The following is a 21652-nucleotide window of genomic DNA, read 5'->3' as shown; positions in this document are numbered from 1 at the left end:
AGTTATAAATTAAAATTCCAGTTTAAGTTAGTATCGTATCGCAAAGTACCATTTTTTACAATTAATGGCGAATCAAAATTGTTAGTAAATAAGCTTCCAGTTCCTAATCCTTGCGGCATTGTATTATTTAATGTATAAGTCCATTGCGCAATAGCATTTAGACCTACATTACTTTCTAAAGCACTCGTAATCCACCACTTAACACCTTGTTCTTCAGCAGCTTTTATCCATTCTTTACTGCCTTTAAAACCACCAATTAAACTTGGTTTTAAGATGATATATTGTGGTTTTATGGTTTGTATAGTTTGCGCCTTATTTGTTACACTAAATACACCAATAAGTTCTTCATCTAGAGCAATATCTATAGGTGAAAGCTCACAAAGTGAAGCCATAGTTTCAAATTGCTTAGGTTTAATAGGTTGTTCTATGGAATGTAACTGGTACTCAGATAGTCGTTTTAATTTTTCTAAAGCATCATCAGGACTAAAAGCACCGTTAGCATCAACACGTAGTTCAATATCTGAAACAGAAAACTCCTTACGAATAGATTTTAGGATATCTAATTCGGTCTGAAAATCTATTGCGCCAATCTTAACCTTAATACACGAAAATCCTGACGCTATCTTCTCCTTTACTTGCTTGCGCATAAAGGCTTCGTTCCCCATCCAAACCAAACCATTAATCTCTATGTCAGATTTACCTTTGGTGAATTCAGAAGGAAATAACTCAAACTTATCAGTTGAGTTTAAAGACTTGAATGCCATTTCTAAACCAAATTGAATACTTGGCAGTTCGACAAGCTCACTGACCAGTTTTCTTAGACCTAAATTAATGTTTTCACAAGCCCATTTAAGTTTATCTTCATAATCAGGTCTATCATCAATAGAAAGTCCCCGTAAAATGCCACATTCTCCAATTCCAACTTTATCATCCTGTTCCAAGCGAATAAACCAAGTTTCCTTGGTTGTCATAACTCCACGAGAGGTTCCGCTAGGTCTTTTAAAGTTTAAAATATAACGTTGATAAGTGGCTTGCATAATTGCATCAAAAATACTTAAATAAATTCGTAATTTTAGGCTGAACATAACTATCAAAATGCCAGATTTCCCCAACATCATATTATACGCTATCCCATTTTTTGTACTTGCAATGCTTTTGGAATTGTACGTTACTACACGTGATAAACTAAAACACATTAAAGGCTATGAAGCTAAAGATGCATTCGCATCAATAGCTATGGGATTAGGCAATGTATTTCTCGGTTTTTTAAGCAAAGCTTTAGTGCTATTAGTATTTTTTTGGCTTTATAATAATTATAGGTTATTTGAAATCCCAGTGGTGTGGTGGTCATTTGTTTTATTGTTTTTTGCAGATGATATCTCTTACTACTGGTTTCATCGCATATCTCACGAGTGTCGTTTGTTCTGGGCATCACATGTTATTCATCATTCATCACAGCATTATAATTTAAGTACAGCACTCAGGCAAACTTGGTCTGGCGGCTTTTACACCTTTATATTTTGGTTATGGTTACCCTTATTGGGGTTTCATCCAGCAATGATATTGTTACAAATGTCAATAAGCTTATTGTATCAATTTTGGATACATACTGAAGCTATTGACAAAATGCCAAAATGGTTCGAAGCAATTTTTAACACACCGTCTCACCATCGCGTACATCATGGTAATAATCCTATTTACCTTGACAGGAATCATGCTGGTATCTTGATCATTTGGGATAAGCTATTCGGTACATTCCAACCAGAATTAGAAACCGAAAAAGTAACCTATGGATTAGTCAAAAACATTAAGACGTTTAACCCCATAAAAATTGCTTTCTTAGAATGGATATATATGTTTCGAGATGCTTTATCTGGAAGAAAATCTTTGAAAAACAGACTATTATATCTCATAAAACCGCCAGGTTGGAAACACGACGGCACTGGTAAAATAAGTGATGATTTACGAGAAGAATGGCTAACTAAAAATAACAAAGTATGACTCTTGAAAATAAAGTCATTTGGATAACTGGTGCATCGAGCGGAATTGGCAAAGCTACAGCTTTGCATTTTTCCAAGTACAATTGTAAGCTCATAGTATCATCCCGCAGAGAAAAGGAACTTGAACAGGTTAAAAATCAATGTACAACTCCTGAAAATATTGCTGTTTTACCTTTTGATTTAGCAGATTATAACACCATGGCATCAGTTGCAGAAAAAGCAATTTCATTATTTGGTAGAATTGACATTTTAATTAATAATGGCGGCATAAGTCAACGTTCATTAATAAAGGATACAGATATTTCAGTCGATAAAAAGCTAATGGATATTGATTACCTTGGCACTGTAGCTCTATCCAAATCTGTATTGCCTTATTTCATCGATCAAAAGTCTGGACACTATGTCACAATCACGAGTTTGATGGGAAAATTTGGTTCACCTTATCGTTCTGGTTACTGTGGCGCGAAACATGCCCTTCATGGCTTTTTTGATGTGCTGCGAATGGAACATGAAAAAGACAATATCAAGGTCACATTAATTTGTCCTGGTTTTGTAAATACAGATGTATCTATAAATGCGCTTACTGGTGATGGCACAAATTTAAATGCCATGGATGAGGCCACACAAAATGGATTAGACACTTCGGTTTTTGTAGAGCGAATGCTAAAGGCCATACAAAAAGAAAAGTTTGAAGCTTATATAGGTAAAAAGGAAGTTCTTGGTATATACTTAAAACGGTTTTTTCCGAAGTTACTTCACAAATTCGTAATGCGAAGTAAAGTGCGTTAACTACAAGTTGTGATGCATGCTAAATTGCAATTGCCCTTTGCCTATAGCATCTGTCTTTTGGTTCATCCAACCAAACTGAAACCTAATTTTAGGGTTCAATACATAACCCAAACCTAAATAGGTACGGTTTCTATCAAAGAACTCCACGGTTTGGTTATTACCGATATCTTTTTGCCCATTGACAAATAGCTCGTTATACAAGGCTAGATAAATAGCTTTCTTAACTAGTTCCTTTTTGTTCAATGGCACATTTAAAAACAAATTGTATCTATACCGTGTTCTAAAATCTTGATCTTCCACGAAACGTTGTTCATAACGAAAGCGATGGGTAAGGTAGAATCTTCCTCCTATTTTTTGAGGAATCAATGCTTCTTGGTATATACGACTTTCTGAAGATGTATCATCACTATCACCAAAAACACCAGAAGTAATATGAGCATACCCTAAAGTGAACTTAACATTTGAGTTTTTTGGTCTATAGGTGAATCCAGAGCGCAACAATAATTGCTCTAAATCTCCTAGCCCTTGCCAATCACGATATTGAAAATCGCCTTGAATACCAAACCTACTTTCTTTAAAGTCTAAATTATAAAAGTACATGTACCATGCACCTGTTTGTGATTGGTCTACTTGAGCATTAACACCAAACATATAAACACAACACAATATGGAATAAAAATATCTCATCTTTTTAATGTATTAATACAATAAATATCCAACACCTAATAAAATAGAAAATACAAAAGTCGTTAATGCCAATACCTTAAGCTGACTGTCAAAATCATCAGGCAAGTTTGCTTTTTTTATCTTTTTAAGATGACTAATTAATGGAATAAAACTTATTAGGAACATAAAATTATATGGCTCTACATAATATAGAACACTAAATACCAAAGCTGTAATCATAGCGCCAATGACCAAAAAATAATGGTAATTTTTTGAACCTTGTTTTCCAAGCTTAACCGCAACAGTTATTTTACCCACTTTAGCATCAGTTTCTCTATCTCGCATATTATTTAAATTAAGAACTGCAACACTTAATAGACCTAAAGCAATAGCAGGTAAAAATACCAGATGATCAATAGTTTTAACATTAAGCAAATACGTTCCCAAAACACTCACAAAACCAAAAAAGATAAATACAAAAACATCGCCTAAAGCTCTGTAACCGTATGGCGAATCTCCCATAGTATAATTTATTGCGGCGTAAATTGATAAACCACCTAAAAAAATAATCAGTAAGGCATAAAGAAAATTAGTATGTCCGAAAGCAACGTATATTAAAGATATCGTTAAGGCAATAACAATAAGTATATTTTTCTTGATAGCTTCGAACATTTCTTCAGGAGAAATTTCGCCACTTTGTATTGCTCTTGTAGGTCCTACTCTATCTTCATTATCCGTGCCTTTTACTCCATCACCATAATCATTAGCTAAATTTGAAAGGATCTGTAAACTTACAGTTGTTAGCACGGCTAAAATGAAAACCCAGATATTAAATCTACCATTATATGCTGATAAACAAGTGCCAATAATAATACCCGAAACAGACAATGGCAATGTTCGTAATCGCATTGCAGAAAGCCATGGTTTTAGTTTTTTCATAAACCTAAATCAGAAATTACGGAATCCATTTTTTAGGAAAATTGGGCTTGCGCTTTTCTAAAAACGCATCTCTACCTTCTTTTGCTTCATCTGTCATATATGCCAATCTAGTAGCTTCGCCAGCAAATACTTGCTGCCCTACCATACCGTCATCAGTTAGATTCATAGCAAACTTCAACATTTTAATTGATGTTGGTGATTTTGCTAATATTTCTTGCGCCCATTGGTAAGCAGTTTCTTCTAATTCAGAATGTGGAATAACAGCATTAACCATACCCATTTCAAAGGCTTCTTGAGCAGAATAATTTCGTCCTAAGAAGAAAATCTCTCTGGCTTTTTTCTGACCAACCATTTTTGCCAAATAAGCAGATCCATAACCACCATCAAAACTTGTAACATCTGCATCTGTTTGCTTAAAAATAGCATGTTCTTTACTTGCTAAGGTTAAATCGCATACCACATGCAAACTATGTCCTCCACCAACTGCCCAACCTGGCACAACAGCGATTACTGCTTTTGGCATAAAACGAATGAGGCGCTGTACTTCAAGAATATTTAAACGATGGTAACCATCGTCACCGACATAGCCTTGATGACCGCGTGCGGATTGATCTCCACCAGAGCAAAAACTCCAAATACCATCTTTAGTAGATGGACCTTCAGCGCTGAGCAGCACAACACCTATATTTACATCTTCGTTTGCATCGTAAAATGCATCGTAAAGCTCTGAAGTAGTTTTTGGACGAAAGGCGTTTCGTACATTAGGTCTATTAAATGCAATCCTAGCAACTCCGTTGCATTTGCTATAAGTTATATCTTCATAAGATTTGGCAATTTTCCAATCTATATGACTCATTTTCTTCATTATTTTAAGAGCAAAAATAAGGAATAAATAATAATGATTTGAGGCTAAATTTTATTTGGTTTTTATTATGCAAGCATAGTATATTTGCAGCCTTATCATTTTTTTGAAGTGAATAATAAGATAGAGATTAATAATAGTGATTATACACTTCTTAATTTTAAATTAGGAAGTGTTTTTCTTTCTGACCAATATGTAATTACCCATTTTAATGAAGGTATTGATATTAGTTACGACAATTTTTATGAGATTGGAATAGCCATAAAATCTCATTTTAAGGGCCAACCATTTGGATACATTGCTAATAGAGAAAATGCATACTCCATAAATCTTAATGATGCCCATCACTTTAATGAAGCATTCCCTAACCTCAAGGCTTATGCGGTAGTTTGTAACTCTTTATTTGGTAAAGGTGTGTTCGAAATAGAAAATCATTTCTTTGAATCTAACCGAAGGATTTTTAAGGATTTGGATGAAGCTATTAACTGGACTAAAGACATATTAAATAGCATTACCTAAGGTAAATGCCATCTTCTTTTATTTCAATTTGACGAGATTTATACAACGAACCAATAGCTTTTTTAAAACTCTTCTTACTCATCTGAAATTCTTCTTTAATTGCTTCAGGTGAAGATTTATCGTTAAACGGTAAAAAGCCACTATTGTCTTCTAACAGTTGAAGTACTGTCTCTGCACTTGGTTCAATATTTCTATACCCTAATTGACTCAGAGAAATATCTAATTTATTTCCAGGTCTTATCTTTTTTACAACACCTTTAAGCTTATCACCTACACTTATGTCTTTATAGATGTCATCTTTAAAAACTAATCCTAAATGCGTATTGTTGACAATAACATTCATTCCATAGTCTGATGGATGAGACACAATTAAGTCAACTTCTTCGTAACGCTGTACTGTTAATTCTTTATTGTCTAAAAACCGATTTGTTTTACTAGACGCTACAAGTCGTTCTGTTTCTTCATCGAGATAACAATGTACCAAATACCAGCCGCCAGCCTTCATTTTAAATGCCTGTTCTTTAAAAGGGCAAAAAAGTTCTTTCACTAAACCCCAATCTAAAAAAGCACCGTATTTATTGACTTGATTACAACGTAATAATGCAAAATTACCTTTCTCAATATACGGTTTATCGGTTGTTGCTACAGGTCGTTCTTCATTATCTAAATAAGCAAATACATTTAAGGTGTCTCCTATTTCAAATTCCTCTGGTACATATCGATTTGGCAATAAAATTTCATTGTCGTTAGCATCACCTAAAAATAAACCAGGTTCTGTATCTCTTAAAATCGTAAGTGTATTGTATTCTCCAAGTTTTATCATGGCGCAAAGGTATTCTTATTATCCGTATTCTAAATTAAATCAAAAGAAAAAGCGCTAACAAACAAATGCTAGCGCTTAGGGTATTAGTTAATCATAGTCTAATAAGCAGACTCTTTGTTAAAATGCTTTGTTAACATGTAGTAGATTACCGCTCTATACTTGTTACGGTTAGATTGACCATAAGTATTAATAACAGATGCAATAGCACCATCTAAATCATCACTTTCACTTAAACCTAATTTTTTGATTAAAAAGCTATTCTTTACTGTTGCTAACTCTTTCTCATCCGAACCAGATACTGTTGAAGCATCAGCTTTATAAATTGATGGCCCTAAACCAACAGTGACTTTAGTTAATAAATCCATATCAGGATTAACACCACATTTGTCTTTTAAATCAGCTGCATATTTTGCAATTAATTCGTCTCTTTTACTCATTTTAATTAGAATTTTAAAGTTATAGATTACTCGATAATCGAGATGTTTTATTAAAATTTAAAGCTTTGACTTACAAGTCTCTAGCAATATAATTACTTACTAAAGGTAAGCATATTTTTGACACCCTAAAAACGAAAAAGTCACACCTCATTACTTAATAAAGTTGAAATACTCTAAAAGCACCTCATCATTGCGTTTTGCCGGAGTGAAAACCTCAAGGATTTTTGGACCTCTTCCATCTATATAAAATGACTTTAACGCGTTCCGTAAGGTACCACTATCATTAGCAGTAGAATAATCAAACCCATACATTTCAGCTAGTTGTTTAGCTGTTAGTTGATGTTCAGTTTCGAAAAACTCATCAAAATTGGGTGTATTTTTATGTCCAGGTAATATTCTAAAAATACCACCACCATTGTTATTTACTATGATAATTCTGAAATTACTCGGGATAAAATTATTCCAAAGTGCATTACTATCGTAGAAGAAACTCAAATCACCAGTAATAAAAGTGACACGCTCTTTTGAAGCTACAGCTGCACCAATGGCAGTACTTGTGCTACCATCTATACCACTTGTACCGCGATTACAAAACACTTTGATATCATCTCTAAGTTGAAATAACTGTGTGTATCTAATTGCTGAACTATTGCCTATTTGTAATCGACTGTTTTCAGGAATTGATTTTAGTAGCGCATCGAAAACTGTAAAATCAGAAAACGGAATGGTTTTAAGATAATCGTCATGCAGTTTGCGACGTCTAGTTCTAACATCTAACCAATACGGTTGATAGTGAGATGCTACAGGTGTAATCTTCTCAGAAAAAACCTCAAAAAACGAATTTGGAGAACACTTGAGATGTTTTTCTAAAATGAAAAATGTATCGTTAGCAATATGCGCATTAACATGCCAATGATGTTTAGGTCTGTAATCTCTCAAAAAACGTTTTACTTTTTTAGAGACTACTAATCCACCAAAAGTTAATAACACTTCCGGTTGTAGACTTTCAAATTCTTTTCTATTTAAAGGGGCAATGAGCTTATCTATTTCAGGAAAATTACTCTCATGATGCAAGTTAGATGTAGTTTCCGTTAAAATAATAACACTGTCATCTTTAGCTAATTCATCAAGCCATTTGTGCTCAATACTATTGGGTTGTAAAACACCAACTAAAATCATCTTCCTTGAAGAAGCATTCCAAATCTCTGATAAGGTATTAATGTCATTCTCGTCAACTTGAGACTTAGAATTTATAGTAGTATAAGGTTTGGGATGAATTGCCAACTCATCCGTAGTTTCATAAAGAGGTTCATCAAATGGGATATTGATATGTACTGGACCAGAATTCTCGACAGCACTTGATAAAGCATTGTGAATTTCTTGCTCATTACTAGATTGAATATCTTGCTGCAAGCCTAAAAACTTCTCCACTTTGTTTTCCATTGATTTAAACAATGGAATCTCTTCAGTGCCTTGCACTTGGTTATGTGCTCTTAAATCGAGTTTCAAATTGGCACTATAGACCACATGTTCGCCATAAACATTCTTCTGTTTTATGGTTTGTCCATCGCCAATGTCTACCAAATGTTTTGGGCGATCGGCCGATAACACGACTAAAGGAATACGACTATAAAACGCCTCAGAAACTGCCGGGTAATAATTTAAAAGTGCACTACCAGATGTACAAACTACCGCGGTTGGCTCTTGGGTTTGTTGTGCAATTCCCATCGCAAAAAAAGCTGCACAACGCTCATCAACAATACTATAGCATTTAAAAAAATCATCATGGGTAAACCCAATAGTTAGTGGTGCATTTCTACTTCCTGGAGAGATTATAATTTGCTTTATATTATGCGCTTTGCATAATGTAACAACGGTCTGTGCTAAGGGAATTTTTGAATATTTCATCAGCACACAAAAATACGAAATTTAAGAGTGAAAGTTTACAATATATTACCCATTGTTTTGGCCTTATTCTGAGTCTCTCTCCATTCGTTATCAGCAACCGAATCTTTAGTAATTCCGCCACCAATATAAATCTTAGCCGTATTATCAATTATCTGCATACAGCGCAGATTAACATAGAAATTTGATTGCGTCGTAGTAAAATTATAAGCGTTGTTTTCAACATTTCTACGATTGGCATTCCTAGACTTATGCACCTTAAGATTCAGTTCGCCTAAAAACCCAGTGTAGAATTCACGATTATAGTCTTCATGTTGCAAAATAAATGCTTTGGCTTTAGCTTTAGGAAATCCACAAACCGCAGGCGTTGGATGTAATATGTTAATAATCGATTTTAATTCAGATTGACTATTAATCCTGCTCACCAATCTACTTTTTAAATGCCAAAGATTTCCAGCTCTTATCGTTTCTACTTCGGATACTTTTGTATTATTTGTATACGATTCTAACTCTTTAACCAAAAAATCAGTTACAATTTGTTGCTCTTCTAATTCTTTAGCTGTCCAATTTGGGTGTCCTTCTGGATTATAAGGTTGAGTACCAGCAAGTGATATAGATGTGAGTTGTTGTCCTTCAACTTTAAATAATAATTCTGGTGTAGCACCTAACCACAAACCTACTTTAGGATGATACCAGCAATACACCAGCGCATTTTTGTAGGTATTAAAAAGCGTTTTAAAAATAGTTAGCGGATGCTTTGTTACCTTACGGTTTTCGGATCGCGATAACACCACTTTCTCTAACTCACCTTTTTTTATACTGTCGATACCTTTTGAGACTAAATCAATATGAATATCTTTTCCATAAGACTTAGATACTGAGGAATTTGTAAAACTATCTTCAATCTCTAAATTTTGAATTTCGAGCGCATGGTTTTCGCATTTAGCTTCTGGAAAAACAATAGCTGCTTCATCTAAATCAAAAGGTGCAAATACAAAACCGCTATCTTCAAAATCTTTGGTGGTATGCAAAGTATCATCATGTTGCAACCAACATTTAATAATAGAATTTATTGGTCGACTATATACCACAAAAGGTAATTTTGAGGCATATTGATGCTCTAGAGCTTCAAAAAAAGAGACCTCATCCATTTACTTTGTTTTTGGTAATGTAATTGTAGATAATCGACAAATAGAAATCAAATTCTCCGCGTCGTCGGTAATTCTGATATCTAATAATTGTGTGGTTCGACCGCGATGTAAAAAAGAAGCTCTAGCAAAAATATAACCTTCTTTTACACTCTTTAAATGATTAGCAGTAATCTCTAATCCACGCACAAAAAAGTTATCTCTATCTGTAAAAATATGCGATGCAAAACTACCAACACTTTCTGCTAAAGCAGCAGTAGCACCACCATGCAAAACACCATCTGGCTGATGAACTCTTGGCGTTACTGGCATGCGCGCAGTAAGAGTATCTTCAGTAAAATCAACAATCTCTATGTCTAGAGTTTCCATCAAGGTATTTTTGCTAGCTTCATTAGCTTTTTGAAGTAAAACTTCTTTAGATATCTGCATAGTAATGACTACTTTTAGATCGGAAAACAAAAATACTGAAAGTACTAGTAAAAATGAATCTGGAAGAAAAAGAAATCACTTTCGTTGCAAAAAATTCTTACGCTACTCTAAACCACTTAACTGAGCAGACCAAAAATGTGTGGCTAGTGTTTCATGGTATGGGTTATTTAAGTCGTTATTTTTTGAAATATTTTAAAGATTTAAATCCTGAAGAAAATTACATCGTAGCGCCACAAGCACCGAGTAAATACTACATACAACCTAAAATGCATGTGGGTGCTAATTGGCTAACACGTGATAATACGGCAATGGGTATGGCATCTATCCTAAGTTACTTAGATGTACTTTTTGATGCTGAATCTATACCAGAAGATAAAAACCTTATTGTTTTTGGGTATTCACAAGGTGTTAGCATCGCTACGAGATTTGCGGTAAAACGACAATTACAATGCAACCAATTGGTATTACATTCTGGTGGAATACCAAAGGAATTAAATGCCGAAGATTTTGAATATCTAAACACAGACTGTAACGTTAAGTTGATTTACGGAACTCAAGACGAATTTTTAAATGCCGAGCGTGTAGCGTATGAAGAGGAAAGAGCTAAAGCACTTTTTGGCGAAAGACTTGAAATTCTTCCGTTTGAAGGCAAACATATCGTAAATGTAGATTACGTTAATAAACTGGTATAATATTTCATTCCTGTGTAGACAGGAATCCACAACAATAAAAAACAGATACCTGCTTTCGCAGGAATGACAACATATGGAAGTACCAATCTTAGAAAATAACCGCGTAAAATTGTCCGTATTGACAATGGATAATTATCAGAATCTCCTTGATATTGCGCAGGAGAAAGATCTTATATACTATTCGCCATCAAATATTTCTACACCTGAAAATTTGAAAAGCTATGTGCAATTAGCCGTTGATGGTTATCACGACAAAACCATAATTCCTTTTATTGTGTATGATAAGCAATACCAGAAATATGCCGGTTCTACCCGATTTGGACTTATTAATTGGAAAAATAAGTTGCTACATATAGGTTGGACCTGGATTGGACATGAGTTTCAAGGCACTGGCTTAAATGGAAATATGAAGTTTTTAATGCTTCAATATGCGTTTGAAACTCTTGAGTTTGAAAAAGTAGAATTCAGAATAGATGATCGTAATGTAAAATCGAGACGCGCTGTTGAAAAATTGGGTGCTACGCTTGAAGGTATTTTACGCAAAGACACGGTAATGAAAGATGGTTACAGGAGAAGCACCTGTTGCTATGGTATCCTAAAAGAAGAATGGCCAACCATAAGGTCGACCATTTTTTAGTTCTCGATATAAATTTCATAAAATGAAATTCGCTCGTTCAGACATCCATTTTTTAATTAGTCTGTAATGTTTTGTTCTTTTCTTTAAGTGCTGCCAATTGCTTTTCTAAAAAGGTAATGGCTTTTTCAGCTTGCTTGCTTGCTCTTATCTTAAAGTCTTTTGCCTCTTCTTTAAACTTTTCTTTGCCAGAAGTAGCTGCTTTAGACACGTCTTCTTTAACTTCTTTAAAATCGGCTACGATTTGGTCTTTTACTGCAATGCCTTCTGTCTTAAGCTTAGATCTTGTTTTGCTTCCTTTTTCTGGTGCAATCAACACACCTATTCCTGTTCCTATTAAAGCACCTAATATCAGTGCACCTTTAAATTGTACCATGATTTTTTGTTTTTGATTAATGTAACTAACTTATATGTAGCGCCAAGTAACAAATTGTTACAAACTAATTCGTAATCAGGTTTTAATAGGCTTATGATGCAAAAACCTCGTAATGAGATACGCTTCCGGGAAAGTCTACCAAATACTGTGCATCGTCATCATAAAATTTAGGCTCATCATAATTTGGTCCAGTAAAATTTGTTATGGCATCCAAATCACTCCAATAGGTTAATAGCTTAAAATAGGTGAATTCATCGTCTGAGCGTTTCAAAAACGAAAGTTTTACAAATCCATGAGTTTTTCGGTAATTAGGCATATCGCGTTCCTCAATAATCTTCGTGTAGATGTCCGAATGTTCTAACCTCGTTTTTCCTTGCCATACTCTAGCAATCATAATCTCTATTTAAATTAATTACAGCTAAAGCTAAGTTACGCAATTGGCGGAAATTATTATTCTACTCTTGTAAAGGTTGCGGTTTTTCCAAATAGAGACAGACCCAAATAACCTCTCATTTTAAGTGTGTCGTCGTTATTTTCAAGCCACATTTTACCGGAATACGTACCGCCATTTTCTATGGAATACACTTCACCACCTACCCATTTGTCTTTTTTAAACACAAAGTCTTTCATAAATACAACTCCTATAACACTTCTGTCTCTAAGATTTTCATCAGGATTCTCGGTATCTAAACGCGCATCTTTCCGCCACATAATTTTACCAAAATATTTATTGTCTTTTTTAAAGATTTCAATTTTTCCTTCTTTGGTTTCTGTCCAATATTCTCCAATTATTTTATCAGCCTTTGTTTGAGGAAATAAAACTGAAACAAAAGCGCTTAATACTAAGTAGACTGCTATTTTTTTCATGTTATGCTATGATTTTAATTCTTTAATACCTTGTTGAAAATCAATGACATTTTCATATCCTAACTCGGTTCTTGCTTTTTGGTCAGATACTGAAAATTCCGTTCCCATTAACCTAATCATCAATGGCATAACTGGTGGTCTTGATTTTAGTCCTAAAATTTTCCATAGGCCTCCAAATACATGCGCAAAAAATAATGCCACGCTTCGTGGAAGTTCCTTGTCGCCTGCATCAAGTCCTTCAGCATTTAAAATCGCCGTAAACGTCTCTCTTACAGATCTCCTATCGCCGTCTGTTATAAAGTAAGCTTGTCCGCCTTTCTCAGATTTAAAAGCAGCGATTATGGCACTCGCTAAATTTTTCACATGGATAGTAGATAAAATCTGGTGACCTCCACCAATCCATCGCCATTTACCATTCTTTACGTTGTCTAACAAATCATCGTAATGATGATTATCTGGACCCCAAATAGCCGGTGGACGAAGCGATAGTGTCATAAACGTAGCATCGTTTGCCTTTAAAACGAGTTGTTCTGCAATGGCTTTAGTTTTTGGATACAATGCCTTTGGTAGCCCTTTACCTGCATCTTTTTCAGCTAAGTTTATTATCGGCGAGCCCGGTACTACAGGTGCTGCGCTGATGTAAATAAACTTTTTAATTCCGTTCGTTTTTGATTTGATGAGTAAGTCTTTGGTAGCCTCTACATTGATTTTGTAAAACAATGCTTTATCGTAAGTTAGATCCATATGAGCTGCCGAATGGATCACATAATCACATTCCTTTAGGGCATTTTCTGTGGATTTAGACAGCGATGTTAAATCGTCTCGTACTGGTGTTGCTCCCAGCGATTTTACTTTCTCAGCAGATTCTACACTTCTTGCTAGAGCAAAAATTTCAAACCCATTTTTAATAAGTATCGGTATAATACTTTGCCCTACAAAACCAGAGCCTCCTGTTATAAATATTTTCATAGCATAAAACTATAGAGAATAAAATCCAGGAGGTTAGCTTAAAAAGTCGTTCTGTTATACCAATAAGACGTTTTTAGTTATACGCAGAAGGAACGTTGCCAAAGATTTTTTTGAAAGCACTTGTAAATTTTGAAGGATGAGAATACCCTAATTCATAGCTAAGTTCGCTTGCAGATTTACGCTTACTCTCTAATTCTCTTTTGGCATAATCGAACTTAATTTTTTTGTGGTATTGTATTGGTGCTTTCCCGAATACTTGTTTAAAGGTAGTTTTAAACTTTGTTGTGCCCATACCAGCAATTTCAGCTAGTTGTTTCACGGAAGGAATGTTAGGTGCCAATGGATTTCTTAAATGCGCAGACGCCATAAACAATCCTTTTAAATCTAGAGGATGCAAATGCTCGTAATTTGAAGGTAATTCTCTACTCTTTAGTTTATCAATGATATCTGCTAAAAATTGCATTAAAAAGGCATTAGCTCTGATTTTATTAGCCTTATGCTGCAGTACACTAGATAAAACACTTTCCAGATTATAATCTAGATCCTCATAAATAATTGCGTTTTCAGAATGTCTCAGATTGAAAATAGTATCACTATCAAATTGTTTAAAAAAGTCTTTGTGGATTCTTATAAGAACTATCTCAAAATCAAGATTTTTGGGATTAGAGCTAAATACATTAGTATCTGGCGTATAAAACAATATACCAGACGGCAGAAACTTCTGAAAATTAATTTCCTGATTGTTTACAGTTTTCTTTACCGCAGAATTAGAAAGGTTAATATTAAATAGTAACCACTCACTATGCTTTGGATTGGTTGATTGCATTTCTACAACCTCATGAACATTGCACTTTAAATGGTATAATTCTATTTGATTTGGAAACACAGACAATTCCATTTGGCCAGTACCAAAATTTGCTGGTAAGGTCAATGTATAATCAATAACCTTAGCACCCATTTGATCTGAAAATTGATGTATAATATTATGCCTGATGTCTATTTTGAAGTTCATTATTACGCAAGTAATCGCAACTTAAGCTAAGGTAAGGAATTGGTGGAGAATTGAAAGTGCGCTTATCATTAAGATATGAATTGTTAGTAATGGTTTATATCGTTTGAAAAACGAAGTTATATTTTTACATTTAAAATTTCAACAGCAAAAACACTGACTTATAAACCGTTATCAACAAATCACCTACATAAAAAATAGAAATTTTTCAGTTTAGCAAGATTGGAAAAGTAGTTATGTACATTTGCTTATAGTTTTGTTTTCAAAGTATTAGAAAACGATGAAAAAAGCATCCAAACACATCTATCAAGAGCAGCTAAACACCGTTGTGGATTACATCCATAATCACTTAGATTCTAAAATAGATATTAAGCATTTGGCTGAGCTTTCGCATTTTTCTCCATTTCATTTTCATAGAATTACAAGAGCGTTACTTGGTGAACCTATTGGTGCCTATATTACCAAGACGCGCTTAGAAACTGCAGCTAAAATGTTGCGCTATTCTACAACTTCTATTGAAGCCATTGCTTATAATGTGGGTTTTGAAACACCGTCGTCGTTGTCTAAAGCTTTTAAAAATCACTTTGGTATTTCACCAAGTGAACATCGCTTGAAAAAACAATTAGTCATCAAAACAACGAACAGTATGAAAACAAAACTCAACATTAAGAAACCAAAAATCCAAGATTTAGAAGACAACACATGTTTGTACTACAGTATGCAAGGCGATTATAGAACGCTAGATTATCCAATGGCATGGCAAAAACTTTGGGGCGAAATCAAAGCCCAAAAACTATTTACCAAGGGCATACAAATGCTAGGCTTACCTCATGATGATCCAAATGTGACTGAGATAGATAAAACACGCTATGATGCCTGCCTAATAATACATAAAGATGCCAAACCAAATGGCGACGTTGGTGTAAAAACACTTAAAGGCGGAAAATTTGCCGTATTCTTATATCAAGGCAGCTACAAATACTTTGCAGAGGTATACGACTATATGTTTAACGATTGGTTGCTAGACACCGATTACGAGTTACGGGATGCACCAGTACGTGAACGCTACATAAGCAATCCAGATCGTGTTGCCGAAGAAAAACTGAAAACAGAGTTTTATATTCCTATTAAATAAAATGAAGTATCAGAGCTTAATTAAGTTTAGGCTCTGATGTTTTTATTGAAGAGTTAGTCTATAGATTCACCAAAACACAAGATGTAACCGTCTAAATCTTCAATCTCAAAATCTCGGTTACCATATTCTGTATTCTGAATCTCCTTTACGATGGAAACATTTTTCGACTTGAACTCATTATATAAAGCATCAACCTCATCAACCCAAACATAGGCATCCCAAGCTTCTGCGCCATCCGTATGCCAACCAGCTTCTACAAATGGTTTTCGGTTTGGACGAGAAAAATTAGGTTGTTTCAATTGACGCAACATCAACGATACATCGCCTCGAGAAATGATAGCAAACAAAGGTTTTTTACCTAAAAAATCGATAGTAAACCCTAACTTCTGCGAATAGAACTCTACAGAAGCTGCTACGTTTTCAACGATCCATTGTGGTGCAATTCTTTTCATATCGTTCTATTTTACTCTTCTGTTTGAAACCAAAATGCTCTTCCTTCGTAACCTTTGGTTGTAGTCACTCGTTTAAGATTAGACCCATCAGGATTCATGGTATAAATATCGCCGTCGTCATTACGTTGCGATTCAAAAACAATGGTCTTCTTATTAGGCGAAATATTAGGGTGCAAATTAATACTATCGGTTAATTGCTTTACTTTACCAGTTTCGAGCTCTACACTATATAACTCGTACAATGTTTTGTCTCTTATCTTAAGATTGGCCACCAACATATCATCATTTGCCCACAGCAATCCAGAATTCATATAGCCTCTATCTGTAACCGTAATAATGGTATCCTTGTCCATATCATAATAGCGAATGTATTGGTTGTACCAGTCTGGTCCGCTCATAAAGAGCAATTTTTTATCGTCCGATGACCAACTATGGTTAATAGAATATGCCATAGTTATGGAATCTTTATGCGAGGTGATTTGCTTTTCAGTACTCATTTCTGAATCGTAGACATACAACTCTCTATCTCTATAATCGTTAGATTTTACAAAGGCTACATATCGGCCATTATTACTTTTTTCTTGCCATTTGCCGTCTTCGACTATGAGCTGTTCTTGATAAGGTTTTTCTTCTTTGGTGTAAATATTTACTTGGTAAGCCGTTTGATTTCGGTCTTTATCCATCTTAGTAAACCCAATTGTTTTAGCATCTATCTGAAACGGAAAACTATTATTCTCACTAGAATTTGTGATTTGCTCAACATTACTGCCATCCATATCCATAAGATAAATGTCTGCACTACCTGAAGCGTATGAGACATACCCTATTTTGGCTAAGGGTTCTTTTTGTTCTGAGCAACTTAATACAGCTAAGGCTATAAAAACGAGTGTAATATTCCGAATCATGATGTGTTTGGTAAATTAATCACTTTAATATACACCAAAATACGATTATGGATGAGCGCATTAAGTTTCTTTTAACCAAGCCGCTTGTTTTTTTAAGAGATACTGCTTTTCCAAGTCGTTATTAACATAGTTGATGGCTTTACCGATATGTTCGAGTGCAGATTTAAGATTGTTTGTAGCCTTGTAATAATCTGCTTTTGCGCCGTAGTATAAATATTTTCGTTGCTCTAAAGTGTCTGGATCTAATTTTTTGAAGTACGATTCGGCACTTTTATAATCGTTATTCTGAAGGCATATTACTGCCATAGTCAATACATGCGATGGCATGGGTTGCAGCTCGTAAAGCGATAGATACCATTGTAAAATCTTATCCCAATCAGTGTCTTCAAAAGAATGTGCTTTTAAATGCTCAGCAGCAATCGCGGCTTCGTAGTGATATGATGAAAACTCTTCAGTGTCTACAGCTTTATTCATCATAGTATTACCTAATTGTACCAAAGGAAAATGCCACTGCGTTCTGTCTTGATGTTTTAAATCTAAAACTTCATTATTGATATTGGTTTTTGAAGCTAATCGTGCTGAATGAAAGCACATCAGCGCAAATAGCGCATAAACTTTAGGCTGTCGTGTGGTTTCATGCTTCAGTAATAATTGACATAAACGCATGGCTTCACCACACAAATCTTCTCTGATTAATTGTTCTTTTTTGTTTGAATGAAAACCTTCATTAAAGATCAAGTAGAGCACTTCCATAACAGTTTCTAAACGTTCTTTGAGTGCTTTTCCCTGAGGAATAGAAAATTTTAAATCTGCTTTTTGAATTGATTTTCTCGCACGCATCAGACGCTTCTTAATCGTTTCGTCTTTGGTGAGCAATGCAGAGGCAATTTCTTTAGTACTAAATCCTGAAACCGTTTTTAGTGAAAAAGAAATTCGATCTCGGGGATCGAGTTTTGGATGACATGCCGTAAAAATCATCCGCAATTGTGCATCTTCAATTTCTTTATCTAGAAAAAGCTCATTAATGGCAATAGCATCTGTACCAGTAGATAATTGACCAATATGTTTCTGTTGTGTTTTTAAAGTTCTGAAGATATCTAGAACCCTATTTTTAGCCGCTTTAGTCAGCCAAGCTTCGGGATAGTCTGGTTGTTGTTTACGCCAACTTACGCTAGCTTTAAGAAAGGTATCTTGTACAGCATCTTCAATAATATCAAGATGTGCTAAACCGAAAATTCGAGTTAAAACAGAGACCATCTTTCCACTATGATGGCGAAATAGATGGTCTATGTCTTTATGTTCCATTATTTATCAAAGACCATAATTTCACGAATCTCTACTGTTCCGCCTAAATCATAATCTGGAAAGTCTCGTGCTATGTCTTGTACAGCATCAAAATCTTTGGCTTCAACGGTGTAGTAACCACCAACGATTTCCTTAACCTCAGCAGAGGTTAAATCTGTGACTGTTCTGTTTTCGCCAACTATTCTTCGTATTTGTGGCGTTAAAGCTTCTCCGCCTCTAAGGATTCCTGCTTGTTCCATTTTGTGTCCCCAAGCAAACCATTTTCCCATTCTGTTTTGTAATTCCTCTGGTGAAAGACCTAAATCAGCATAATCTGCACCGATAAAAATCATCATAAAATTTTTCATATGTTCTAAAATTTAGTGTTTATACCCTTATGACGTTTAAGAGAAAAATAAAGGGGACAACTTTTTAAAAAACTTTATGAAGATATAAACTTTTGTGAGTAAATAAAAAGAGAAATTATCCGATAAGTTTAGCCACAATATCCTTCACTGGAAGTATAGCTGTAGTATGTTCTATGCTAGGACCAGCAACCCAAACCGTTTTGTATGTTGCTTTTTTAGCTGCTTTCTCTGTGGCTTTCATACCAATAGAAAAACGTATCATCTTCACCCATTTTTTGAGCTTACGGTTTTTGTTTAAAATTCGTTCTATAGCTGTTTGTTTCGTACCTATCTTTTGAACATAAGGCGTATTAATCACTGTACATGGTGTGCCAGAAATACGCTCGGTCATTACAATATCTTCAGCGCCGTAATCTACACAAGCCTGCTTATATTCATCTGTAACATTGGCTTCAGTTGAAGCAATAAACGGACTTCCAACAGAAACACCTGCTGCACCGTAACTCAACATCTTATCAATATCATCTCGTTTACCAACACCTCCAGCAGATATCACCGGAATTGATAATTCCTTGTTTAATAACCCGGTGAGTTCTTCTGGTGATAAATTACCACGGTGTCCACCAGCTTCATTATTAACAGCAATAGCAGCATCTGCACCTAAACCTTCTACTTTTTTAGCAAACTTCAAATCAACCACATCACAAAACACCTTAATACCGACTTTATGAGCTTGCTTTATTGTTTCTTCTGGACTTCCAAGTGATGTAATAATAAAATCACAACCTTCTTCACAAATCACTTCTAATTGCCCTTTGTATTTAATGTTAGATTTATTAACGATGAGATTAAAACCAAAAGAACCACCTTCAACTTTATTGGCTTTTAATTCTCTAATTGCAGCTCTGAGTTCATCTAATGTTCTGTAATTAAGTGCAGGTATACAACCAGCAATTCCAGCTTTCATTGCTTCAGTAACCATTGCTACATTAGATACCAAAAACATTGGTGCTTGTATAATTGGATATTTAATTCCGAGTAGTTCTGTTAATTTGGTTTGCATTGCCAGTAAATTGTTTTTTCAAATATACAGAAATATATTATGCGTGCATAACACTTTAATCTAAAAACTGATAATAGCCACATTTAAGATAAGCACCTTCTGGATACGTCACTGGATGATCACTATCATGATGGGTTTTTAAGACCGTATTAAACATGCGCCCGTAATGTCTTAATGTTTGGATATTAATATCAAAAAAAGATTGCGCTAATACTCTTGATGAACATGATGCTAAAACCAAAAGTCCTTTTTTAGCAGTAAGCTTTGCTCCTAATTCAGCAAGTTGTGCATATTTCTTCTTTGCCAGTTCTACTTCTGATTGCTGCTTGGCAAAACTTGGTGGGTCTATAACCACAACATCGTAGCGTTTGCCTTTATTGATTAAACTTTTTAGTTCTTGAAATGCATCTCCTGAAATGGTCTTATGAATGCCCGAATACGAATTTAATTTTCCATTTTCTCGAGCAATATCTAAAGCTTGCTTACTTATATCCAAACTTGTCACCTCATCCGCTCCATTTGCCAAAGCATGTACCGAAAATCCGCCTGCATACGAGAAAACATCCAATACTGTTTTTCCTTTGCTTAGCTCACCAACACGTCTCCTATTTTCACGATGGTCTAGGAAATAGCCCGTTTTATGCCCTTTAATAACATTAGCAGAAAAGTTGACACCATGCTCAACGAACTGTATAGTTTCGTTTTCTAGTGTTCCATAAACAACATCACCATCATTTAAATTATGATTTGAGCTATTTTGTAACCCACGACTTAAACGGACAACAACAGTTTTTGAATTAGAGACTTGCTGCAGGCTGTGTAATATTGTTTCTAAATACGGTAACCATATTTCAGAATACAATTTAACAACTAAAACCTCTGCATACACATCAGCTATTAACCCAGGAAAACCATCATTCTCACCGAATAACAAACGGTAACTGTTGGTATTGGTTTTTAAAAGTTCTTCTCGTTTTTGATATGCGTTTTTGATTTGCTCTTGAAAGAATTCTGAATTGATGTTTGCAGGACTATTAATGAGCATTTTAATCCGTATTGGTGAAGCAGCATCGTATAGTCCTAATCCAATGACTTTATTTTTGTTTTTACTGAAAACAATTGCTAAATCACCTGTTTTAGCGGCATCATTAATCTTAACGATGCTATTCGAAAACACCCACGGATGGCCTTTTACAACAGACTGTTCTCCTTTAGCATTAAGTTTTACCGCGAGTCGTTTAGGTTGGTACGTGGTGCTAATTTTTTCTAAAAATGACATGCATTAATTATCTAATTGCAAAATAACAGTTTATTATAATAAAAAGCGCAACCCAGTTTAGGATTGCGCTTTGTGTATTTTGAGATGCTGAATCAAGTTCAG

26 protein-coding genes are annotated in these 21652 nt (G+C 34.7%); 6 read left to right on the top strand and 20 right to left on the bottom strand.

Translation table 11 applies throughout. The features are described from left to right. Nucleotides 1–2: 2 nt before the first annotated feature. The gene (locus ED556_RS06675; protein WP_296321766.1) at nucleotides 3–1037 is read right to left on the bottom strand and encodes an o-succinylbenzoate synthase; all 1035 of its coding nucleotides are present in this window, start codon (nucleotides 1035–1037) and stop codon (nucleotides 3–5) included. 58 nt (nucleotides 1038–1095) lie between these two features. On the opposite strand from ED556_RS06675, the gene ED556_RS06670 reads away from it, so the two are divergent. Together ED556_RS06670 and ED556_RS06665 are read left to right on the top strand one after the other, a co-directional pair. Continuing rightward, complete coding sequence (locus ED556_RS06670; RefSeq protein WP_296321058.1) at nucleotides 1096–2001, top strand: sterol desaturase family protein; 906 nt, start codon at nucleotides 1096–1098, stop codon at nucleotides 1999–2001. After that, the gene (locus ED556_RS06665; RefSeq protein WP_296321056.1) at nucleotides 1998–2789 is read left to right on the top strand and encodes an SDR family oxidoreductase; all 792 of its coding nucleotides are present in this window, start codon (nucleotides 1998–2000) and stop codon (nucleotides 2787–2789) included. The genes ED556_RS06670 and ED556_RS06665 overlap by 4 nt, the downstream gene beginning before the upstream one ends. On the opposite strand, the gene ED556_RS06660 is transcribed toward ED556_RS06665, so the two are convergent. From ED556_RS06660 to ED556_RS06650, 3 genes are read right to left on the bottom strand one after another with little or no spacing between them, the layout of a single operon-like run. Further along, nucleotides 2790–3476 carry a DUF2490 domain-containing protein gene (locus tag ED556_RS06660; RefSeq protein WP_296321052.1) on the bottom strand — a complete coding sequence of 229 codons (687 nt, stop codon included), beginning with the start codon at nucleotides 3474–3476 and terminating at the stop codon, nucleotides 2790–2792. A 12-nt stretch (nucleotides 3477–3488) separates the two neighbouring features. Next, nucleotides 3489–4394 carry a 1,4-dihydroxy-2-naphthoate octaprenyltransferase gene (gene menA / locus ED556_RS06655; protein ID WP_296321049.1) on the bottom strand — a complete coding sequence of 302 codons (906 nt, stop codon included), beginning with the start codon at nucleotides 4392–4394 and terminating at the stop codon, nucleotides 3489–3491. A 16-nt stretch (nucleotides 4395–4410) separates the two neighbouring features. Further along, nucleotides 4411–5250 (bottom strand): 1,4-dihydroxy-2-naphthoyl-CoA synthase, encoded by an 840-nt coding sequence (locus tag ED556_RS06650; RefSeq protein ID WP_296321045.1) that lies wholly within the window; start codon nucleotides 5248–5250, stop codon nucleotides 4411–4413. Between the two features lie 117 nt (nucleotides 5251–5367). Here ED556_RS06650 and ED556_RS06645 point away from each other — a divergent pair, with 117 nt between their 5' ends. Beyond that, nucleotides 5368–5775, top strand: coding sequence for a hypothetical protein (locus ED556_RS06645; protein WP_296321043.1), 408 nt, complete (start codon nucleotides 5368–5370; stop codon nucleotides 5773–5775). On the opposite strand, the gene ED556_RS06640 is transcribed toward ED556_RS06645, so the two are convergent. The 5 genes from ED556_RS06640 to ED556_RS06620 form a co-directional block, all read right to left on the bottom strand. Beyond that, complete coding sequence (locus ED556_RS06640) at nucleotides 5768–6598, bottom strand: S1-like domain-containing RNA-binding protein (RefSeq protein WP_296321040.1); 831 nt, start codon at nucleotides 6596–6598, stop codon at nucleotides 5768–5770. The two genes, ED556_RS06645 and ED556_RS06640, sit on opposite strands and share 8 nt — an antisense overlap. A gap of 98 nt (nucleotides 6599–6696) precedes the next feature. Further along, the gene (locus tag ED556_RS06635) at nucleotides 6697–7035 is read right to left on the bottom strand and encodes a DUF2853 family protein (protein WP_296321038.1); all 339 of its coding nucleotides are present in this window, start codon (nucleotides 7033–7035) and stop codon (nucleotides 6697–6699) included. 150 nt (nucleotides 7036–7185) lie between these two features. Beyond that, a complete protein-coding gene (locus ED556_RS06630) occupies nucleotides 7186–8943 on the bottom strand; it encodes a thiamine pyrophosphate-binding protein (protein ID WP_296321035.1) in 1758 nt (585 codons plus the stop codon). Between the two features lie 35 nt (nucleotides 8944–8978). After that, nucleotides 8979–10091, bottom strand: a complete 1113-nt coding sequence (locus ED556_RS06625) for a chorismate-binding protein (RefSeq protein WP_296321032.1) — start codon at nucleotides 10089–10091, stop codon at nucleotides 8979–8981. Further along, entirely contained in the window at nucleotides 10092–10517 is a 426-nt protein-coding gene (locus tag ED556_RS06620) for a hotdog fold thioesterase (protein ID WP_296321029.1), read from the bottom strand. 53 nt (nucleotides 10518–10570) lie between these two features. On the opposite strand from ED556_RS06620, the gene ED556_RS06615 reads away from it, so the two are divergent. Next, nucleotides 10571–11209: an esterase gene (locus ED556_RS06615; RefSeq protein ID WP_296321027.1), complete on the top strand. Its 639-nt coding sequence runs from the start codon at nucleotides 10571–10573 to the stop codon at nucleotides 11207–11209. 73 nt (nucleotides 11210–11282) lie between these two features. After that, entirely contained in the window at nucleotides 11283–11846 is a 564-nt protein-coding gene (locus ED556_RS06610) for a GNAT family protein (protein WP_296321024.1), read from the top strand. A 52-nt stretch (nucleotides 11847–11898) separates the two neighbouring features. On the opposite strand, the gene ED556_RS06605 is transcribed toward ED556_RS06610, so the two are convergent. The 5 genes from ED556_RS06605 to ED556_RS06585 all read right to left on the bottom strand — a co-directional run bounded on the left by ED556_RS06605 (nucleotide 11899) and on the right by ED556_RS06585 (nucleotide 15067). Continuing rightward, on the bottom strand, nucleotides 11899–12219 hold the full coding sequence (locus ED556_RS06605) for a YtxH domain-containing protein (protein ID WP_296321021.1): 321 nt from the start codon (nucleotides 12217–12219) through the stop codon (nucleotides 11899–11901). Between the two features lie 91 nt (nucleotides 12220–12310). Then, entirely contained in the window at nucleotides 12311–12613 is a 303-nt protein-coding gene (locus tag ED556_RS06600; RefSeq protein ID WP_296321018.1) for an antibiotic biosynthesis monooxygenase, read from the bottom strand. A 56-nt stretch (nucleotides 12614–12669) separates the two neighbouring features. Next, nucleotides 12670–13086 (bottom strand): DUF2147 domain-containing protein, encoded by a 417-nt coding sequence (locus ED556_RS06595; RefSeq protein ID WP_296321016.1) that lies wholly within the window; start codon nucleotides 13084–13086, stop codon nucleotides 12670–12672. Between the two features lie 6 nt (nucleotides 13087–13092). Then, a complete protein-coding gene (locus tag ED556_RS06590) occupies nucleotides 13093–14055 on the bottom strand; it encodes an NAD(P)-dependent oxidoreductase (RefSeq protein WP_296321013.1) in 963 nt (320 codons plus the stop codon). A 73-nt stretch (nucleotides 14056–14128) separates the two neighbouring features. Next, nucleotides 14129–15067, bottom strand: a complete 939-nt coding sequence (locus ED556_RS06585) for an AraC family transcriptional regulator (RefSeq protein ID WP_296321010.1) — start codon at nucleotides 15065–15067, stop codon at nucleotides 14129–14131. A gap of 277 nt (nucleotides 15068–15344) precedes the next feature. Between ED556_RS06585 and ED556_RS06580 the strand changes: the two genes are divergently transcribed. After that, a complete protein-coding gene (locus ED556_RS06580; protein ID WP_296321008.1) occupies nucleotides 15345–16199 on the top strand; it encodes a GyrI-like domain-containing protein in 855 nt (284 codons plus the stop codon). 53 nt (nucleotides 16200–16252) lie between these two features. Here ED556_RS06580 and ED556_RS06575 read toward each other — a convergent pair whose 3' ends face one another. From ED556_RS06575 to ED556_RS06550, 6 genes are all read right to left on the bottom strand, one after another. Continuing rightward, complete coding sequence (locus tag ED556_RS06575; protein ID WP_296321006.1) at nucleotides 16253–16651, bottom strand: VOC family protein; 399 nt, start codon at nucleotides 16649–16651, stop codon at nucleotides 16253–16255. Nucleotides 16652–16662: 11 nt separating this feature from the next. Further along, entirely contained in the window at nucleotides 16663–17556 is an 894-nt protein-coding gene (locus tag ED556_RS06570) for a hypothetical protein (protein ID WP_296321003.1), read from the bottom strand. Between the two features lie 60 nt (nucleotides 17557–17616). Next, nucleotides 17617–18861: a sigma-70 family RNA polymerase sigma factor gene (locus ED556_RS06565; protein WP_296321002.1), complete on the bottom strand. Its 1245-nt coding sequence runs from the start codon at nucleotides 18859–18861 to the stop codon at nucleotides 17617–17619. Beyond that, entirely contained in the window at nucleotides 18861–19208 is a 348-nt protein-coding gene (locus ED556_RS06560) for a YciI family protein (RefSeq protein ID WP_296321000.1), read from the bottom strand. The genes ED556_RS06565 and ED556_RS06560 overlap by 1 nt, the downstream gene beginning before the upstream one ends. Before the next feature lie 115 nt (nucleotides 19209–19323). Further along, a complete protein-coding gene (locus ED556_RS06555; RefSeq protein WP_296320998.1) occupies nucleotides 19324–20271 on the bottom strand; it encodes a nitronate monooxygenase in 948 nt (315 codons plus the stop codon). Between the two features lie 55 nt (nucleotides 20272–20326). Beyond that, nucleotides 20327–21550: a class I SAM-dependent rRNA methyltransferase gene (locus tag ED556_RS06550; protein WP_296320995.1), complete on the bottom strand. Its 1224-nt coding sequence runs from the start codon at nucleotides 21548–21550 to the stop codon at nucleotides 20327–20329. Between the last annotated feature and the right edge of the window lie 102 nt (nucleotides 21551–21652).

The sequence above is a fragment of the Winogradskyella sp. genome (assembly GCF_003712105.1).
Classification (GTDB): Bacteria; Bacteroidota; Bacteroidia; order Flavobacteriales; family Flavobacteriaceae; genus Winogradskyella.
Note: the sequence above shows the minus strand (reverse complement) of the source record. Positions and strands in the feature narration are given on the sequence as shown.